The sequence below is a fragment of the Methylobacterium sp. A52T genome (assembly GCF_053346095.1).
Genome location: NZ_JBKFBI010000026.1, coordinates 1 through 13,513 on the forward strand (window position 1 = coordinate 1; position 13,513 = coordinate 13,513).

Consider the following 13,513-nt stretch of genomic DNA (forward strand, 5'->3'; position numbering starts at 1 on the left):
GGGCCGGGATCCCGGCCCCACCCTCACCGGCCCCGCCTTCCGGCCCGCGCGGGCGGCGCGGGTCCTCGGCCGGCTGCTCGCCGACCCCGCGGTGGCGCGGGCCTGCGCGGCGGCCCGGGCGCGGATGGCCGACGGCCGCGACGCCGTCCTCGACGCCTGCGACTACGTCGAGCGGCTGACGACCGCCGAGTCCGGTCCCGGCCCGTCCCGCGCGACCTGACCGCGCCGGCGGCCCGAACGCGAGGGGCCCCGCCTCCGACGGAGGCGGCGCCCTTGAGATTACTGCCCCAGCAGCGCGGTGGCCGAACCGACGAACGTCATGAGCAGGCCGGTCACGAAGGCGCCGATCATGACGTAGGAGAGAGCCTTGAGCTTCATCCGTCCTCGCGTCGGCTCAGCAGCGGTAGCCGCCGGAGGTCTGGCCGTACTGCTTCACCGGCCGGGTCTGCTGGTCGGCGTTGCCCTCGGCGGCCGAGCTCAGCGGGCAGCCGACGTAGTTGGGATTGTCGTGGACCCCCAGTCCGAGCGAGCCCGTGGTCTCGACCTCGTACGGAGCGAGGCCCGTCCAGCGGGCGCCGTTCGCCGCCAGAGCGGACGAGATCGGGGCAACGCCAAGGACAAGTGCGGTGACGGCTGCGGCGATACGGGTCTTCATGGTCTGGCTCCAGAGATAACGCAGTACAGGCCGGTTGTTCGGCTCTGTTTTGTCTTGCGTGATCATAAGATAGGGGCCCAGTGTCCTCCGGGACGTGACGCGTCGCACGCGGCGCGACGGATTAAAGATCGCGTGCACTTGCGAGGCCCGGAGATCCGCGGGCCGGGTGGCGTCGCGGGCCGGGAGCGATGCGCCCTGTGGTTGATCGAGGCTGCCGGGGCGCGGCGTGGACGGGGCGCGCCGCCGCGCGTGCCGTCGCTGCGCCAACACACGGGAGACCTGCTCAGCGGGTGGCCCGCTCAGTCGAGCTGCGTGATCAGCCCGTCCCGGATGGTGACCCGCCGATCCATGCGGGCGGCCAATTCCAGGTTGTGGGTCGCGACCAGGGCGGCGAGACCCGAGGCGCGGACCAGCGCCATCAGGATCGAGAAGACGTGGCCTGCCGTCCCGGGATCGAGGTTGCCGGTCGGCTCGTCGGCGAGCAGCAGCCGCGGGCCGTTGGCCACCGCCCGGGCGATGGCGACGCGCTGCTGCTCGCCTCCCGACAACTCCGCCGGGCGGTGCGGCAGCCGCTCCTTGAGGCCGAGGAAGCTCAGGAGTTCCGTGGCGCGGGCCTTCGCCTCCGGGGCCTTCAGGCCGCGGATGAGCTGGGGCATCACCACGTTCTCCAGCGCCGAGAACTCCGGCAGCAGGTGGTGGAACTGGTAGACGAAACCCATCTCCTCGCGCCGCAGGCGCGTGCGCTCGGAATCCGCCATCGCGGCGGTGGGCTGACCGCCGATATAGATCTCGCCCCCGTCCGGCCGCTCCAAGAGGCCGGCGAGGTGCAGCAGGGTCGACTTGCCGGCACCCGACGGCGCCACCAGCGCGACCAGCTCCCCCGGCCAGATCGCGAGGTCGGCCCCGCGCAGGATCTCGAGGGCACCCTCGGCCTGGGCGTAGCGCCGCTCGACGCGGGAGAAGAACAGCGCCGGCACCGGCTGGTCGCCGGCGGTCTGGCTCGAATCGCTCATCGGATGCGGCCCGTCAGCCGTAGCGGAGGGCCTGCACCGGATCGAGCCGGGCGGCGCGCCAGGAGGGATACAGCGTCGCCGCGAGCGACAGCAGCAGGGAGGTGATCACCACGGCGGTGATCTCCTTCGGGTTCATCTGGGCCGGGATCTCGGCGAGGAACCGCACCGTCGGGTCCCAGGCGCCCGGAAACAGCACGTGCTGGATCGGCTTGATGTTGAGGGTGATCAGGATGCCGAGGCCGAGCCCGCTGAGCGTCCCGACGACGCCGATCAGCGCGCCGTTGATCAGGAACACCCGCATGATCGTGCCCGGCGTCGCCCCCATGGTGCGCAGGATCGCGATGTCGCTCGACTTGTCGCGCACCAGCAGGATCAGCCCGGAGACGATGTTGAGGGTCGCCACCACGACGATCAGGCTGAGGATCAGGAACATGACGTTCCGCTCGACCTCCAGGGCCCCGAAGAAGGTCCGGTTGCGCTGGCGCCAGTCGGTGAGCAGGATCGGGCGCTCGGCCGCCATCTCCAGGGGCTCGCGCATGTCGCCGACATGGTCGGGATCGTCGACGTAGATCTCGATCATGCTCACGTCGCCGTCCTTGTTGAAGAACGCCTGGGCCTCGGCCAGCGGCATGAACACGAAGGTCTGGTCGAACTCGGTCATGCCGACCTCGAACACCGCCTTGACCGTGTAGCTCTTGGTGCGCGGCGCCGTCCCGAAGGGCGTCGACGAGCCCTTGGGCGTGACCAGCGTGATCGTGTCGCCGGCCTGCAGGCCCAGCGTGTCGGCGAGCCGCCGCCCGATCAGCACGCCGGTGCCGTCGTCGAAGCCTTCGAGGGTGCCGCCGCGGATCGCCGAGGACACGGCCGCCAGCGCGTCGAGGTCGGCCGCCCGCACGCCGCGGATGATGACCCCCGAGCCGCCGTACTGCGACGAGGCGAAGGCCTGGCCCTCGACCAGCGGCACCGCGGCGCGCACCCCCGCCACCTTCGACAGGCGCTCCGACAGGTCGGTCCAGTCGTTGAACGGCCGGTCGATGGGCGTCGCGAACAGGTGGCCGTTGATGCCGACGATCTTCGACAGCAGTTCCGCGCGGAAGCCGTTCATCACCGACAGGACGATGATCAGCGTGCCGACGCCGAGCGCGATGCCGAGCACCGAGAAGAACGCCACCACCGAGACGCCGCCGCCCCGGCGCCGGGCGCGCAGGTAGCGGCCGGCGAGGATCCACTCGAACGGCGCGAAGGGCGCGGTGCCCTGGCGGAACGAGGCCGCGAGCGAGGCCGCGAAGGTCCGAACCCGGTCCAGCTTCGCTGAGGCGGCCATCGGCACGCCTCAGACGCGCCGGATGCGTGCCAGCAGATCGACGGTCGCGAGGCTCTCGCGCTCGCCGCCGGCACGCCGCTTCAGCTCGACCTTGCCCTCCGCCAGGCCCTTGGGCCCGACGATTACCTGCCAGGGCAGGCCGATCAGATCGGCGGTGGCGAACTTCGCGCCAGGGCGCTCGTCGCGGTCGTCGTAGAGCACCGACAGGCCGGCGGTCTCGAGGTCGGACTGGATCTGCGCGCAGGCGGCGTCGGTGGCCGCGTCCCCGACCTTGAGGTTGATGAGCGCGACATCGAACGGCGCCACCGCGTCCGGCCAGATGATCCCGGCCTCGTCGTGGCTGGCCTCGACGATGGCGGCGACCAGCCGGCTCGGCCCGATGCCGTAGGAGCCCATATGGACCGGCCGCTCGATCCCGTCCGGACCGGCGACCTTGGCGCCCATCGGCTCGGAATACTTGGTGCCGAAGTAGAAGATGTGCCCGACCTCGATGCCGCGGGCCGCCATGCGGTTGTCCTCGGGGACCTCCGCGAAGGCCGCCGGCTCGTGCATCTCCTCGGTGGCCGCGTAGTGCGAGGTCCAGGCATCCACGATGCCCTGGAGGGCGGCGACGTCGTCGAAATCGACGGTCGCCGGCGGGATGTCGAAGTCGAGATAGGCCTTGTCGCAGAAGACCTCGCTCTCGCCGGTCTTGGCCAGGATGATGAACTCGTGGGACAGGTCGCCGCCGATCGGGCCGGTATCGGCGCGCATCGGGATCGCCTTCAGGCCAAGGCCCGCGAAGGTGCGCAGGTACGCCACGAACATCCGGTTGTAGGCGTGGCGCGCCCCGGCCTGGTCGAAATCGAACGAGTAGGCGTCCTTCATCAGGAACTCGCGCGAGCGCATCGTGCCGAAGCGCGGCCGCACCTCGTCGCGGAACTTCCACGAGATCTGGTAGAGGTTCTTGGGCAGGTCCTTGTAGGAGCGCACGCTCGCCCGGAAGATCTCGGTGACCATCTCCTCGGCGGTGGGGCCGTAGAGCATCTCGCGGTCGTGCCGGTCCTTCAGGCGCAGCATCTCCTTGCCGTAGGCGTCGTAGCGGCCGGATTCCCGCCACAGCTCGGCGGACTGCACCGTCGGCATCAGGATCTCGACGGCGCCGGACCGGTCCTGCTCCCGCCGGATCACCGCGCAGACGCGCTCCAGAACCCGCAGGCCCAGCGGCAACCAGGCGTAGATGCCGGCGGCTTCCTGGCGGACCAGGCCGGCGCGCAGCATCAGCCGATGCGAGACGATCTCGGCTTCCTTGGGCGTCTCGCGCAAGGTCGGCATGAAATAGCGGGAGAGACGCATGTCGTCAGAGTCTTGGAAGAGGATCGGCCGGGAGGAGCCGCGGCGCGCCGGCACACAACACGCCGGAGACGCAAATTACAAGCACTGCGCGACCACGGCGGGGCGTAATCGCGGCGAACCGGAGGCGGCGACCCGGCCGCGCTGAGGCCGCTGCCTAGGCGGAAAGCGGTCTGCCCATTTGCCGGCAAGAAAGCGCAGATTTTTCTCGCAGACCCGGTGACAACACGAATTGTTGTTCCTATAAGCGTCCGGCGATGTTTGCGACGCCCGGAAGAGGTGGCGCAAGGTCCGAGTCTCGGGAGGAAAAGCGACCGCCCCGCAGCCAATGCGAGGGATATTTCAAGGTCGAGCCAGTGAAGCTTGAAAGCAAGGCCTCGGGCCTTGCTTTTTTTATTCTTGGGTCCGGTCGGCGCGGCCGTCTCGGACCACCGGGAGGGCCCGCGCCCATCTGGTTTCCCGGGCCGTGACCCGACGCGGGGCGTCTCCCGGATCGCCGCTCAGAGCCGTCCTAAAGTCCGGTCAGCGGGAACACCGCCAGGGCGATCAGGAAGGCGGCGCCCGCGACCAGCGTCGTCCAGATCGCCTTCTCGCGCAGTCGCGGCGCCGCCGGCGCCCCGGGATCCTGGCCCGGCACCACGTGGCTGGGCCGCGTCTCCGGCTGGTTGCGCAGGGGCAGGACCGCGAAGAGCAGCGTCCACCAGACCACGAAGTAGAGGGCGATCGCCCCGCCCACGGTCAGCTTGAACAGGCTCACCGCCGCCGCCACGAAGGCGGCGATCAGGACGGTGATCGCCGCCAGAGTCACCGGCGTCGAGCGGGCCAGCGCGTTCATCATCCGGTTCACACCTGCTCCAGCTCGACCAGGGTACCCAGGAAGTCCTTGGGGTGCAGGAACAGGACCGGCTTGCCGTGCGCGCCGATCCGCGGCTCACCGGTGCCGAGCACCCGGGCGCCCTGCGCCTTGAGCTGGTCGCGGGCGGCCAGGATGTCGTCGACCTCGTAGCAGACGTGGTGGATGCCGCCGCCCGGGTTGCGGGCCACGAAGGACTCGATCGGCGAGCCATCGCCCAGGGGGGACATCAGCTCGATCTTGCTGTTCGGCAGCTCGACGAACACGACGGTGACGCCGTGCTCGGGCTGCGGCAGGGGCGCGGTGATCGTCGCGCCCAGCGTGTCGCGATAGACCGCGCAGGCGGCGTCGAGATCCTGCACGGCGATGGCCACGTGGTTGAGACGGCCGATCATGATGTTTCCTCCCCAGCATGCTCGCTTCCTGTCCAGAAGCTTCGTTCGTTCGTTGGTGAGGCTCCACCGGCGCGCTCGGCGCGACGTGTCCCCTCTCCCGTGCGGGAGAGGGTTGGGGTGAGGGATACGCCCTCTCCGGCAAAACCTGTCCCCTCACCCTATCCCTCTCCCGCACGGGAGAGGGACCAGCGCCGCATCCGGCAGCCGGTCAGCTGCATTCAGACGCTGTAGATTACAGCGGCGCAGTATCGGCAGCCAGCCTCACACCTCCACCACCTGCACGTGGCAGGCCGGCTTCTTGCCCCACACCTCGTTGACCGCGGTGCGCACCGCCCGGTCGACCGTCTTCTCGACGCTCTCCGAGTCCTTGAGCTTCCCCCGCGACATCCCCGACAGGGTGCGGGAGACGGCGTCCACCACGGTCTCGATCAGCGGCTCGCCGGACCGCCCGCGGTTCGGCAGGCCGATGATGTCCACCGCCGGCTCGCCGAGCACGACGCCGTCCTCGTCGATAGCGATCGCCACCGAGACCAGGCCGGCCTGCATCAGCTTGCGCCGCTCCGGGATCGCCCGGTCCTTCTCGTCGATCAGGACGTCGCCGTCCTTGAACAGGCGGCCGGCCTTCACGTGGTCGATCACCTCGGGCTTGCCGGGGCTCAGGCGGATCAGGCTGCCGTTGCGGGCCTTGACCACGTTCTGCACGCCCTGCGCCCGCGCGAAGCGGGCGTGCTCGTCGAGGTGCAGGGCCTCGCCGTGGACCGGGATCGCGGTGCCCGGGCGGGTCCACCGGTACATCTCGACCATCTCGTCCCGGCGCGGATGGCCGGAGACGTGGACGAGGTCGGTGCGGTCGGTGATCACCTCGACGCCCTGCTCGATCAGGTCGTTGATGATCGAGCCGACATCGCGCTCGTTGCCCGGGATGGCGCGCGAGGAGAAGATCACCTGGTCACCGGCGGTGAGGCTGATATCCGGGTGGTCGCGGCGGGAGACGCGGGCGAGCGCCGCCCGCGGCTCGCCCTGGGAGCCGGTGAGCAGCGCGACGACGCGCTCCCGCGGCAGGCTCTTCCACGAATCCGCGCGGCGGAACTCGGGCAGGCCGTCGAGGTAGCCGCACTCGCGGGCCACGTCGATCACCCGGTCCATGGCGCGGCCGACCGCGATGACCTCGCGACCGCAGGCGGCGGCGGCCTCGGCGACCGCGCGGATGCGCGCCACGTTCGACGCGAAGGTCGTCACCGCGACCCGGTGCGGCGCGTCCGCGATCAGCGTCTTCAGCGTCTCGGCGACGGTCTTCTCGCTCGGCGAGAAGCCCTCGCGCACGACGTTGGTCGAGTCGCAGACGATGGCGAGGACGCCCTCGTCCCCGAGCGCCGTGAACGCCTCCGGCGACGTCACCGAGCCGGCCACCGGGGTCGGGTCGATCTTCCAGTCGCCGGTGTGGAGGACGAGGCCCGCCGCGGTGCGGATGGCGATGGCGTTCGATTCCGGGATGGAGTGCGAGACCGGCACGTACTCGAGCTCGAACGGACCGACGGTCACGCGCCGCCCGGGCTTCACCTCCCGGAGCTCGACCTTCGGGGCGCCGGGCTCGGACAGGCGCCGGGTCTCCAGCAGGTTCTTGGCGAAGCGGGTCGCGTAGACCGGCGCCTTGAGCCGGGGCCACAGTTCCGAGATCGCCCCGATATGGTCCTCGTGCGCGTGGGTGATGAAGATCCCCAGCAGGTCCTTGCGCCGCTCCTCGATGAAGGAGAGGTCGGGGAACATCAGGTCGACGCCCGGCATCTGCTCCTCGCCGGCGAAGCCCATGCCGCAATCGACCAAGATCCACTTCCGGCCCTTCTCCGGGCCGAACCCGTAGAGCGCCGCGTTCATCCCGATCTCGCCCACGCCGCCGAGCGGCAGGAAGACCAGCTCCTCCTGTCCCTTAACCATCTGTCGTCGTCCAAACTCAGGCCGCCGTCGCGGCCGATCCGAAATGCACCTCGCCCGCCGTCACGGTATGCCGGTTCCCGTCGGGGGCGAGGATCACGAGCCGCCCCCCCTCGTCGATCGTCTCGAACACGCCCCGCAGGATGTGACCGCCGCTGTGCACCGCGATCTCCGATCCGAGACCCGCGGCCCGCGCGAGCCAGGCCGCGCGCAGGTCAGCGAAATTCCGTCCCCGGTCCCAGGCGCGCGCCCGCGCGGCCACCCGGTCCGAGAGATGTTCCAGTAGCGTCTCGGCGCCGCACGCGTAACCCGCCGCCGCCAAGCTCGCGGCCCCGAGGCCCTCCGGCGCCGCCGCGACGTTCACGCCGAAGCCGATGACCGCGGCGCGGCGCCCGCCCGGCAGCGTCTCCGCCTCCAGGAGCAGGCCGGCGAGCTTCGCCCCGCCGAGCAACACGTCGTTCGGCCATTTGAGCCTGAGAGATCGGGCTCCGGCGCCGGATCCGGTATCCGGCAGGGTGCCGCAGGCCGCCTCCAGCGCCTCGATCAGGGCGAGGCCGGCCACGAAGCCCAGCTCGGCGAGGTGGTCCGGCGCGACTCCGGCGACCGGCCAGAGCACGCTCGCCGCGAGATTGCCGGGGAGCGAGGACCAGCTGTTGCCCCGCCGGCCGCGGCCCGCCTCCTGGCGGTGCGTCACCACCCAGAGCGGGCCTGTCTCGCCGGCGCGCGCGCGCGCCACGGCCTCCGTGTTGGTGGAGCCGAGGGTGTCGTGGACGTGCAGGCGGTGGCCCTCGGCGCGCGCCGAGGGCCCGAGTCGGTAGGTCAAGGCCGTCCTAGAACAGCGACTTCGCGGCCCGGCCGGCGGCGCCGACCAGCGGTCCGGGCAGCAGGAAGAACAGCACCACCACGACGCTCGACAGGGCGAGCACGATGCGCAGGCCCGGGGCCATCGCCTCGTACGGCTCCTTCGGCTCGTCGAAGTACATGATCCGCACGACGCGCAGGTAGTAGTAGGCGCCCACCACGCTGGTCACCACGCCGATCACCGCCAGCGTCACGAGACCCGCCTTGATGGCGGCGGCGAAGACGTAGAACTTCGCGAAGAACCCGGCGAGCGGCGGGATGCCGGCGAGCGAGAACATCATCGCGGCGAGGCAGAAGGCGAGCCAGGGATGGGTCCGCGACAGGCCCGACAGGTCCTCGATCTTCTCGAACATCACGTCCCGGCGCCGGAGCGACAGGATGATCGCGAAGGTGCCGAGCGTCATCGCGAGGTAGATGATCATGTAGGTGACGAGCCCGCTGATCCCCTCCTCCGAGCCGGAGGCCAGGCCGATCAGCGCGTAGCCGATATTGCCGATCGACGAGTAGGCCATCAGGCGCTTGATCGAGGTCTGCCCGATCGCCGCGAACGAGCCGAGCGCCATCGACGCGATCGAGACGAAGATGAAGATCTGCTGCCAGATCGCCGTCACGTCCGGCATCGCGCCGATGAAGACCCGCACGGTCATCGCCACGGCGGCCATCTTGGGCGCCGAGGCGAAGAAGGCCGTCACCGGGGTCGGCGAGCCCTCGTAGACGTCGGGCGTCCACATGTGGAACGGCACGGCCGCCAGCTTGAAGCACACGCCGGCCGCCAGGAACACGATGCCCAGCACGATGCCGAACCCGGCATTCTCGTTGAGCGCCGAGACGATGCCGGGGAACGAGACCGTGCCGGTGAAGCCGTAGACCAGCGAGGCGCCGTAGAGCAGCATGCCGGAGGAGAGCGCGCCGAGCACGAAGTACTTGAGGCCGGCCTCGGTGGACTTCACGTCGTCGCGGTGGAAAGCGGCGATCACGTAGGCGGCGAGCGACTGCAGTTCCAGGCCCAGGTAGAGCGCGATCAGGTCGTTGGCCGAGACCATGACCATCATGCCGATGGTGCAGAGCACGATCAGGACCGGGAACTCGAACCGGTCGATGCGCTCGCGCTTGAAGAAGTCGTGCGCCAGCAGGATCGTCGCCGCGGATCCGAGCAGCACCAGCGACTTCATCACCTTGGCGAAGGAATCGGACACGAACGCGCCCGACAGGGTCGTGACCCGGCCGTGCACCGGCTGCGAGATCACCACCGACAGGGCGACGAGGAGCAGGGCGAGGGCGCCGATGCTCACGGTCTCGGCGGAGCGGTCGCCGCGCCACGCGCCGTAGAGGATCAGGCCCATGACGCCGACGCCGAGGATCAGCTCGGGCATGAGCGGCGCCAGCGAGGGCAGGACGGAGTGGACGGTTGTCATGGTGTCCGCCTCAGCGCGGGATCGGCAGCGCCGCGGCGGCCGTCTGGGTGTTCGAGAGCGCGGTCTTGATGCTCGCCATCAGCGCGTCGGTCGAGGGCGCGAACACGTCGAGCACGGGGGCCGGGTGAACGCCGTAGTAGATCGTCAGGACGACCAGCGGCGCCAGGATGATCTTCTCGCGGGTGTCGAGATCCAGGATGCCCTGGAGATTCGGCTTCTCCAGCTTCCCGTAGATCACCCGGGCGTAGAGCCACAGGGCGTAGGCCGCCGACAGGATGATGCCGAAGGTCGAGAAGAACGCCACGTTCGGGTTCGCCTTGAAGGCGCCGAGCATGGCCAGGAACTCGCCGACGAAGCCCGAGGTGCCCGGCAGGCCGACATTGGCCATCGTGAACACCATCATGGCCACGGCGTAGAGCGGCATCCGCTTCACGAGGCCGCCATAGGCCGATATCTCGCGGGTGTGCATCCGGTCGTAGACGACGCCGACGCAGAGGAAGAGCGCCCCCGACACGATGCCGTGGGAGATCATCAGGAACAGCGCGCCCTGGATGCCCTGCTCGTTCAGGGTGAACAGGCCCAGCGTCACGAAGCCCATATGGGCCACCGACGAGTAGGCGATCAGCTTCTTGATGTCGGTCTGCATCATCGCGGTGAGCGACGTGAAGATGATCGCGATCACCGACAGCGCGAACACGAAGGGCGCGAAGTCGTGGCTCGCCACCGGCAGCATCGGCAGCGAGATCCGGATGAAACCGTAGCCGCCCATCTTCAGGAGGATGCCCGCCAGGATCACCGAGCCGGCGGTGGGCGCCTCCACGTGGGCGTCGGGCAGCCAGGTGTGGACCGGCCACATCGGCATCTTCACCGCGAAGGAGGCGAAGAAGGCGAGCCACAGCCAGGTCTGCATTTGCACCGGGAAGCGGTACTGCAGCAGGGTCGGGATGTCGGTGGTGCCGGCCTGCCAATACATCGCCATCACGGCGAGCAGCATCAGCACCGAGCCGAGCAGGGTGTAGAGGAAGAACTTGAAGCTGGCGTAGACCCGGCGCGCGCCGCCCCAGATGCCGATGATCAGGAACATCGGGATCAGGCCCGCCTCGAAGAACAGGTAGAACAGCACCAGATCGAGGGCCGCGAAGACGCCGATCATCGTCGTCTCGAGGACGAGGAAGGCGACGAAGTACTCCTTCACCCGGAAGTGGATCGAGTGCCACGAGGCGCCGATGCAGAACGGCATCAGGAACGTGGTCAGCAGGATCAGCGGCATCGAGAAGCCGTCGACGCCGAGCTTGAACCGGATCGTCTCGGTGAGCCACGCGTGGCTCTCCACGAGCTGGAAGCTCGACGAGGCGGTGTCGTAGCGGCTCCACGCCACCAGGGAGAGCAGGAAGGTGACGATCGTGGTGGCGAGCGCGGCCCAGCGGCTGTTGCGCGCGACCGACTCCTCGTCGCCGTTCAGCGTCAGGATGAAGGCCGCGCCGCAGAGCGGCACGATCAGCAGGCCGGAGAGGATGCCGAGGCCGAGCATGTCAGTGTGCACCCTTGGGCAGGCCGGACATCAGGTACCAGCTGATCAGGCCGGCGACGCCGATGAGCATGACGAAGGCGTAGTGGTAGACGTAGCCGGTCTGGAGACGGACCACCCCGCGGGTCACGTCCACGACGCGCGCCGCGATCCCGTTCGGCCCGAGGCCGTCGATGATCCGGCCGTCGCCCTGCTTCCAGAGGAACAGGCCGAAATCCTTGGCCGGGCGGACGAAGATCCGGTCGTAGATCTCGTCGAAGTACCACTTGTTGAGCAGGAACCGGTACAGCGACGGCTGCTGCGCGGCGAGCGCGCCCGGCAGTTCCGGCCGGCGGATGTACATCCAGTAGGCCACGACGAAGCCGAGGATCAGCATGATCAGCGGCGAGTACGAGACCAGCGCCGGGACGTCGTGGATCTCGTGCATGATGTGGTTGTTCGGCCCGTGCGCCAGGGCGTGGCCCCAGAACGCCTCCATCCCCTCGCCGATGAAGCGGTTGTGGAAGATGATCCCGGCGAACAGCGCGCCGAAGGCGAGCACCGCGAGCGGGATCGTCATCACCAGCGGGCTCTCGTGGGGCGTGTGGTCGCCGTGGTGGCCGTGCCCGTGATGGTCGTCGGCGACGAGGTCGCTCTTGTGGGCCGGCTCGATGTCGTGGCCCTTGTCGTCGTGGGCGACGCCCTCGGTGTGCCCGGGCGCGCCGTCGGCCTCGTGGGCCATGGTCGCGTGGGCCGTGGTCGCGTGGGCGACCGCGGGCGCGTGGTGCTGATCGTGGGCGGCGTGGGCGCCCCAGCGGGCCGGACCCTCGAAGGTCATGAAGAACAGGCGCCAGGAGTAGAACGAGGTGAAGAACGCCGCCACCACGGTGCACAGGAAGGCGAGCGTGTGCCCGGGGCGGGTCGAGGCGTAGGCCGCCTCGATGATCGCGTCCTTCGAGTAGTAGCCGGCCGTGTAGGGGAAGCCGATCAGCGCGAGCGAACCGATCGCCATCATGGCGCTGGTGTAGGGGATGTAGCGGCGCAGGCCGCCCATGTTCCGCATGTCCTGCTCGTGGTGCATCGCGTGGATGACCGAGCCGGCGCCGAGGAACAGCAGCGCCTTGAAGAAGGCGTGGGTGAACAGGTGGAACACGCCGGCCGCGTAGGCGCCGACGCCGAGCGCCACGAACATGTAGCCGAGCTGCGAGCAGGTCGAGTAGGCGATCACCCGCTTGATGTCGTTCTGCACGAGGCCGATCGTGGCCGCGAACAGGGACGTGATGCCGCCGATCACCGTCACGACGATCAGCGCGTTCGGCGCCTCCTCGAAGAGCGGCGACAGGCGGGCGACCATGAACACGCCGGCGGTCACCATGGTGGCGGCGTGGATCAGCGCCGAGACCGGGGTCGGGCCCTCCATGGCGTCGGGCAGCCACGTGTGCAGCAGGAACTGCGCCGACTTGCCCATGGCGCCCATGAACAGCAGCAGGCAGGCCAGCGTCAGCGCGTTCCAGTCGTAGCCGAGGAGGTGGAAGCTGAGCGTCTTGATCGCGTCGACCTTGCCGAAGACGGCGTCGAACGCCACCGAGCCGGTCAGCACGAAGACCAGGAAGATGCCGAGCGAGAAGCCGAAATCGCCGACGCGGTTGACGATGAACGCCTTCATGGCGGCGGCGTTGGCCGAGGGCTTCTCGTACCAGAAGCCGATCAGCAGGTACGAGGCGAGGCCCACGCCTTCCCAGCCGAAGAACATCTGGACGAGGTTGTCGGCCGTCACCAGCATCAGCATGGCGAAGGTGAACAGCGACAGGTAGGCGAAGAAGCGCGGCCGGTGCGGATCCTCCTCCATGTAGCCCACGGAGTAGAGGTGCACGAGGGTCGAGACGGTGGTCACGACGACCAGCATCACCCGGGTCAGGGTGTCGACCTTGAAGGCCCAGTCGACCTGGAGGTCGCCGGCCGCGAACCAGGACGCCACCTGCACGCGCTCGGCCGGCCCGCCGTCGATGAACACGCCCCAGGCGATCAGCGCCGTGAAGGCGAGGAAGGACGTGGTGATGTACTCACAGGCCCGCGCCCCGATGTACCGGCCGAACAGGCCGGCGATCAGGAAGCCGATGAGCGGGAAGAAGACGATCGCGTGATACATCGCTCTCTTGCAGTCCGTCCTCCGGGCCGGCCGCGAAGCGGCGGCGTCCGGATGTCACTCGGGGCGCGCGAAGGGGA

The 13,513-nt window shown here is 69.3% G+C and carries 11 protein-coding genes and 1 pseudogene; 1 reads left to right on the forward strand and 11 read right to left on the reverse strand.

Going from position 1 to position 13,513, the window contains the following annotated elements; all coding sequences use genetic code 11:
* Nucleotides 1–220, forward strand: a pseudogene (locus ACLBYE_RS08975) (glycosyltransferase); the annotation flags it as partial.
* A 174-nt stretch (nucleotides 221–394) separates the two neighbouring features.
* On the opposite strand, the gene ACLBYE_RS08980 reads toward ACLBYE_RS08975, so the two are convergent.
* The 11 genes from ACLBYE_RS08980 to nuoL form a co-directional block, all read right to left on the reverse strand.
* On the reverse strand, nucleotides 395–655 hold the full coding sequence (locus ACLBYE_RS08980) for a hypothetical protein (RefSeq protein WP_020092251.1): 261 nt from the start codon (nucleotides 653–655) through the stop codon (nucleotides 395–397).
* A gap of 299 nt (nucleotides 656–954) precedes the next feature.
* Nucleotides 955–1,668, reverse strand: coding sequence for an ABC transporter ATP-binding protein (locus tag ACLBYE_RS08985; RefSeq protein WP_020092250.1), 714 nt, complete (start codon nucleotides 1,666–1,668; stop codon nucleotides 955–957).
* A gap of 13 nt (nucleotides 1,669–1,681) precedes the next feature.
* Entirely contained in the window at nucleotides 1,682–2,992 is a 1,311-nt protein-coding gene (locus ACLBYE_RS08990) for a lipoprotein-releasing ABC transporter permease subunit (RefSeq protein ID WP_447693887.1), read from the reverse strand.
* A 9-nt stretch (nucleotides 2,993–3,001) separates the two neighbouring features.
* Nucleotides 3,002–4,327, reverse strand: a complete 1,326-nt coding sequence (proS, locus tag ACLBYE_RS08995; protein WP_447693888.1) for a proline--tRNA ligase — start codon at nucleotides 4,325–4,327, stop codon at nucleotides 3,002–3,004.
* 508 nt (nucleotides 4,328–4,835) lie between these two features.
* Nucleotides 4,836–5,162, reverse strand: coding sequence for a DUF1467 family protein (locus tag ACLBYE_RS09000; protein ID WP_020092247.1), 327 nt, complete (start codon nucleotides 5,160–5,162; stop codon nucleotides 4,836–4,838).
* Between the two features lie 5 nt (nucleotides 5,163–5,167).
* Nucleotides 5,168–5,572: a methylmalonyl-CoA epimerase gene (gene mce / locus ACLBYE_RS09005; protein ID WP_447693889.1), complete on the reverse strand. Its 405-nt coding sequence runs from the start codon at nucleotides 5,570–5,572 to the stop codon at nucleotides 5,168–5,170.
* Nucleotides 5,573–5,833: 261 nt separating this feature from the next.
* Nucleotides 5,834–7,507: a ribonuclease J gene (locus ACLBYE_RS09010; protein ID WP_447693890.1), complete on the reverse strand. Its 1,674-nt coding sequence runs from the start codon at nucleotides 7,505–7,507 to the stop codon at nucleotides 5,834–5,836.
* 16 nt (nucleotides 7,508–7,523) lie between these two features.
* Nucleotides 7,524–8,327 (reverse strand): biotin--[acetyl-CoA-carboxylase] ligase, encoded by an 804-nt coding sequence (locus ACLBYE_RS09015; protein WP_447693891.1) that lies wholly within the window; start codon nucleotides 8,325–8,327, stop codon nucleotides 7,524–7,526.
* 7 nt (nucleotides 8,328–8,334) lie between these two features.
* The gene (gene nuoN, locus ACLBYE_RS09020) at nucleotides 8,335–9,780 is read right to left on the reverse strand and encodes an NADH-quinone oxidoreductase subunit NuoN (protein ID WP_020092244.1); all 1,446 of its coding nucleotides are present in this window, start codon (nucleotides 9,778–9,780) and stop codon (nucleotides 8,335–8,337) included.
* A gap of 10 nt (nucleotides 9,781–9,790) precedes the next feature.
* A complete protein-coding gene (locus ACLBYE_RS09025; RefSeq protein ID WP_020092243.1) occupies nucleotides 9,791–11,311 on the reverse strand; it encodes an NADH-quinone oxidoreductase subunit M in 1,521 nt (506 codons plus the stop codon).
* Between the two features lies 1 nt (nucleotide 11,312).
* A complete protein-coding gene (gene nuoL, locus ACLBYE_RS09030) occupies nucleotides 11,313–13,436 on the reverse strand; it encodes an NADH-quinone oxidoreductase subunit L (protein WP_091977237.1) in 2,124 nt (707 codons plus the stop codon).
* Nucleotides 13,437–13,513 lie beyond the last annotated feature (77 nt).

Coding starts and splice junctions, on each gene's coding strand:
- nuoL (WP_091977237.1), bottom strand. CDS start 13,436: ATGTATCACGCGATCGTCTTCTTCCCGCTCATCGGCTTCCTGATCGCC.
- ACLBYE_RS09010 (WP_447693890.1), bottom strand. CDS start 7,507: ATGGTTAAGGGACAGGAGGAGCTGGTCTTCCTGCCGCTCGGCGGCGTG.
- ACLBYE_RS08990 (WP_447693887.1), bottom strand. CDS start 2,992: ATGGCCGCCTCAGCGAAGCTGGACCGGGTTCGGACCTTCGCGGCCTCG.
- ACLBYE_RS09000 (WP_020092247.1), bottom strand. CDS start 5,162: ATGATGAACGCGCTGGCCCGCTCGACGCCGGTGACTCTGGCGGCGATC.
- mce (WP_447693889.1), bottom strand. CDS start 5,572: ATGATCGGCCGTCTCAACCACGTGGCCATCGCCGTGCAGGATCTCGAC.
- nuoN (WP_020092244.1), bottom strand. CDS start 9,780: ATGACAACCGTCCACTCCGTCCTGCCCTCGCTGGCGCCGCTCATGCCC.
- proS (WP_447693888.1), bottom strand. CDS start 4,327: ATGCGTCTCTCCCGCTATTTCATGCCGACCTTGCGCGAGACGCCCAAG.
- ACLBYE_RS08985 (WP_020092250.1), bottom strand. CDS start 1,668: ATGAGCGATTCGAGCCAGACCGCCGGCGACCAGCCGGTGCCGGCGCTG.
- ACLBYE_RS09025 (WP_020092243.1), bottom strand. CDS start 11,311: ATGCTCGGCCTCGGCATCCTCTCCGGCCTGCTGATCGTGCCGCTCTGC.
- ACLBYE_RS08980 (WP_020092251.1), bottom strand. CDS start 655: ATGAAGACCCGTATCGCCGCAGCCGTCACCGCACTTGTCCTTGGCGTT.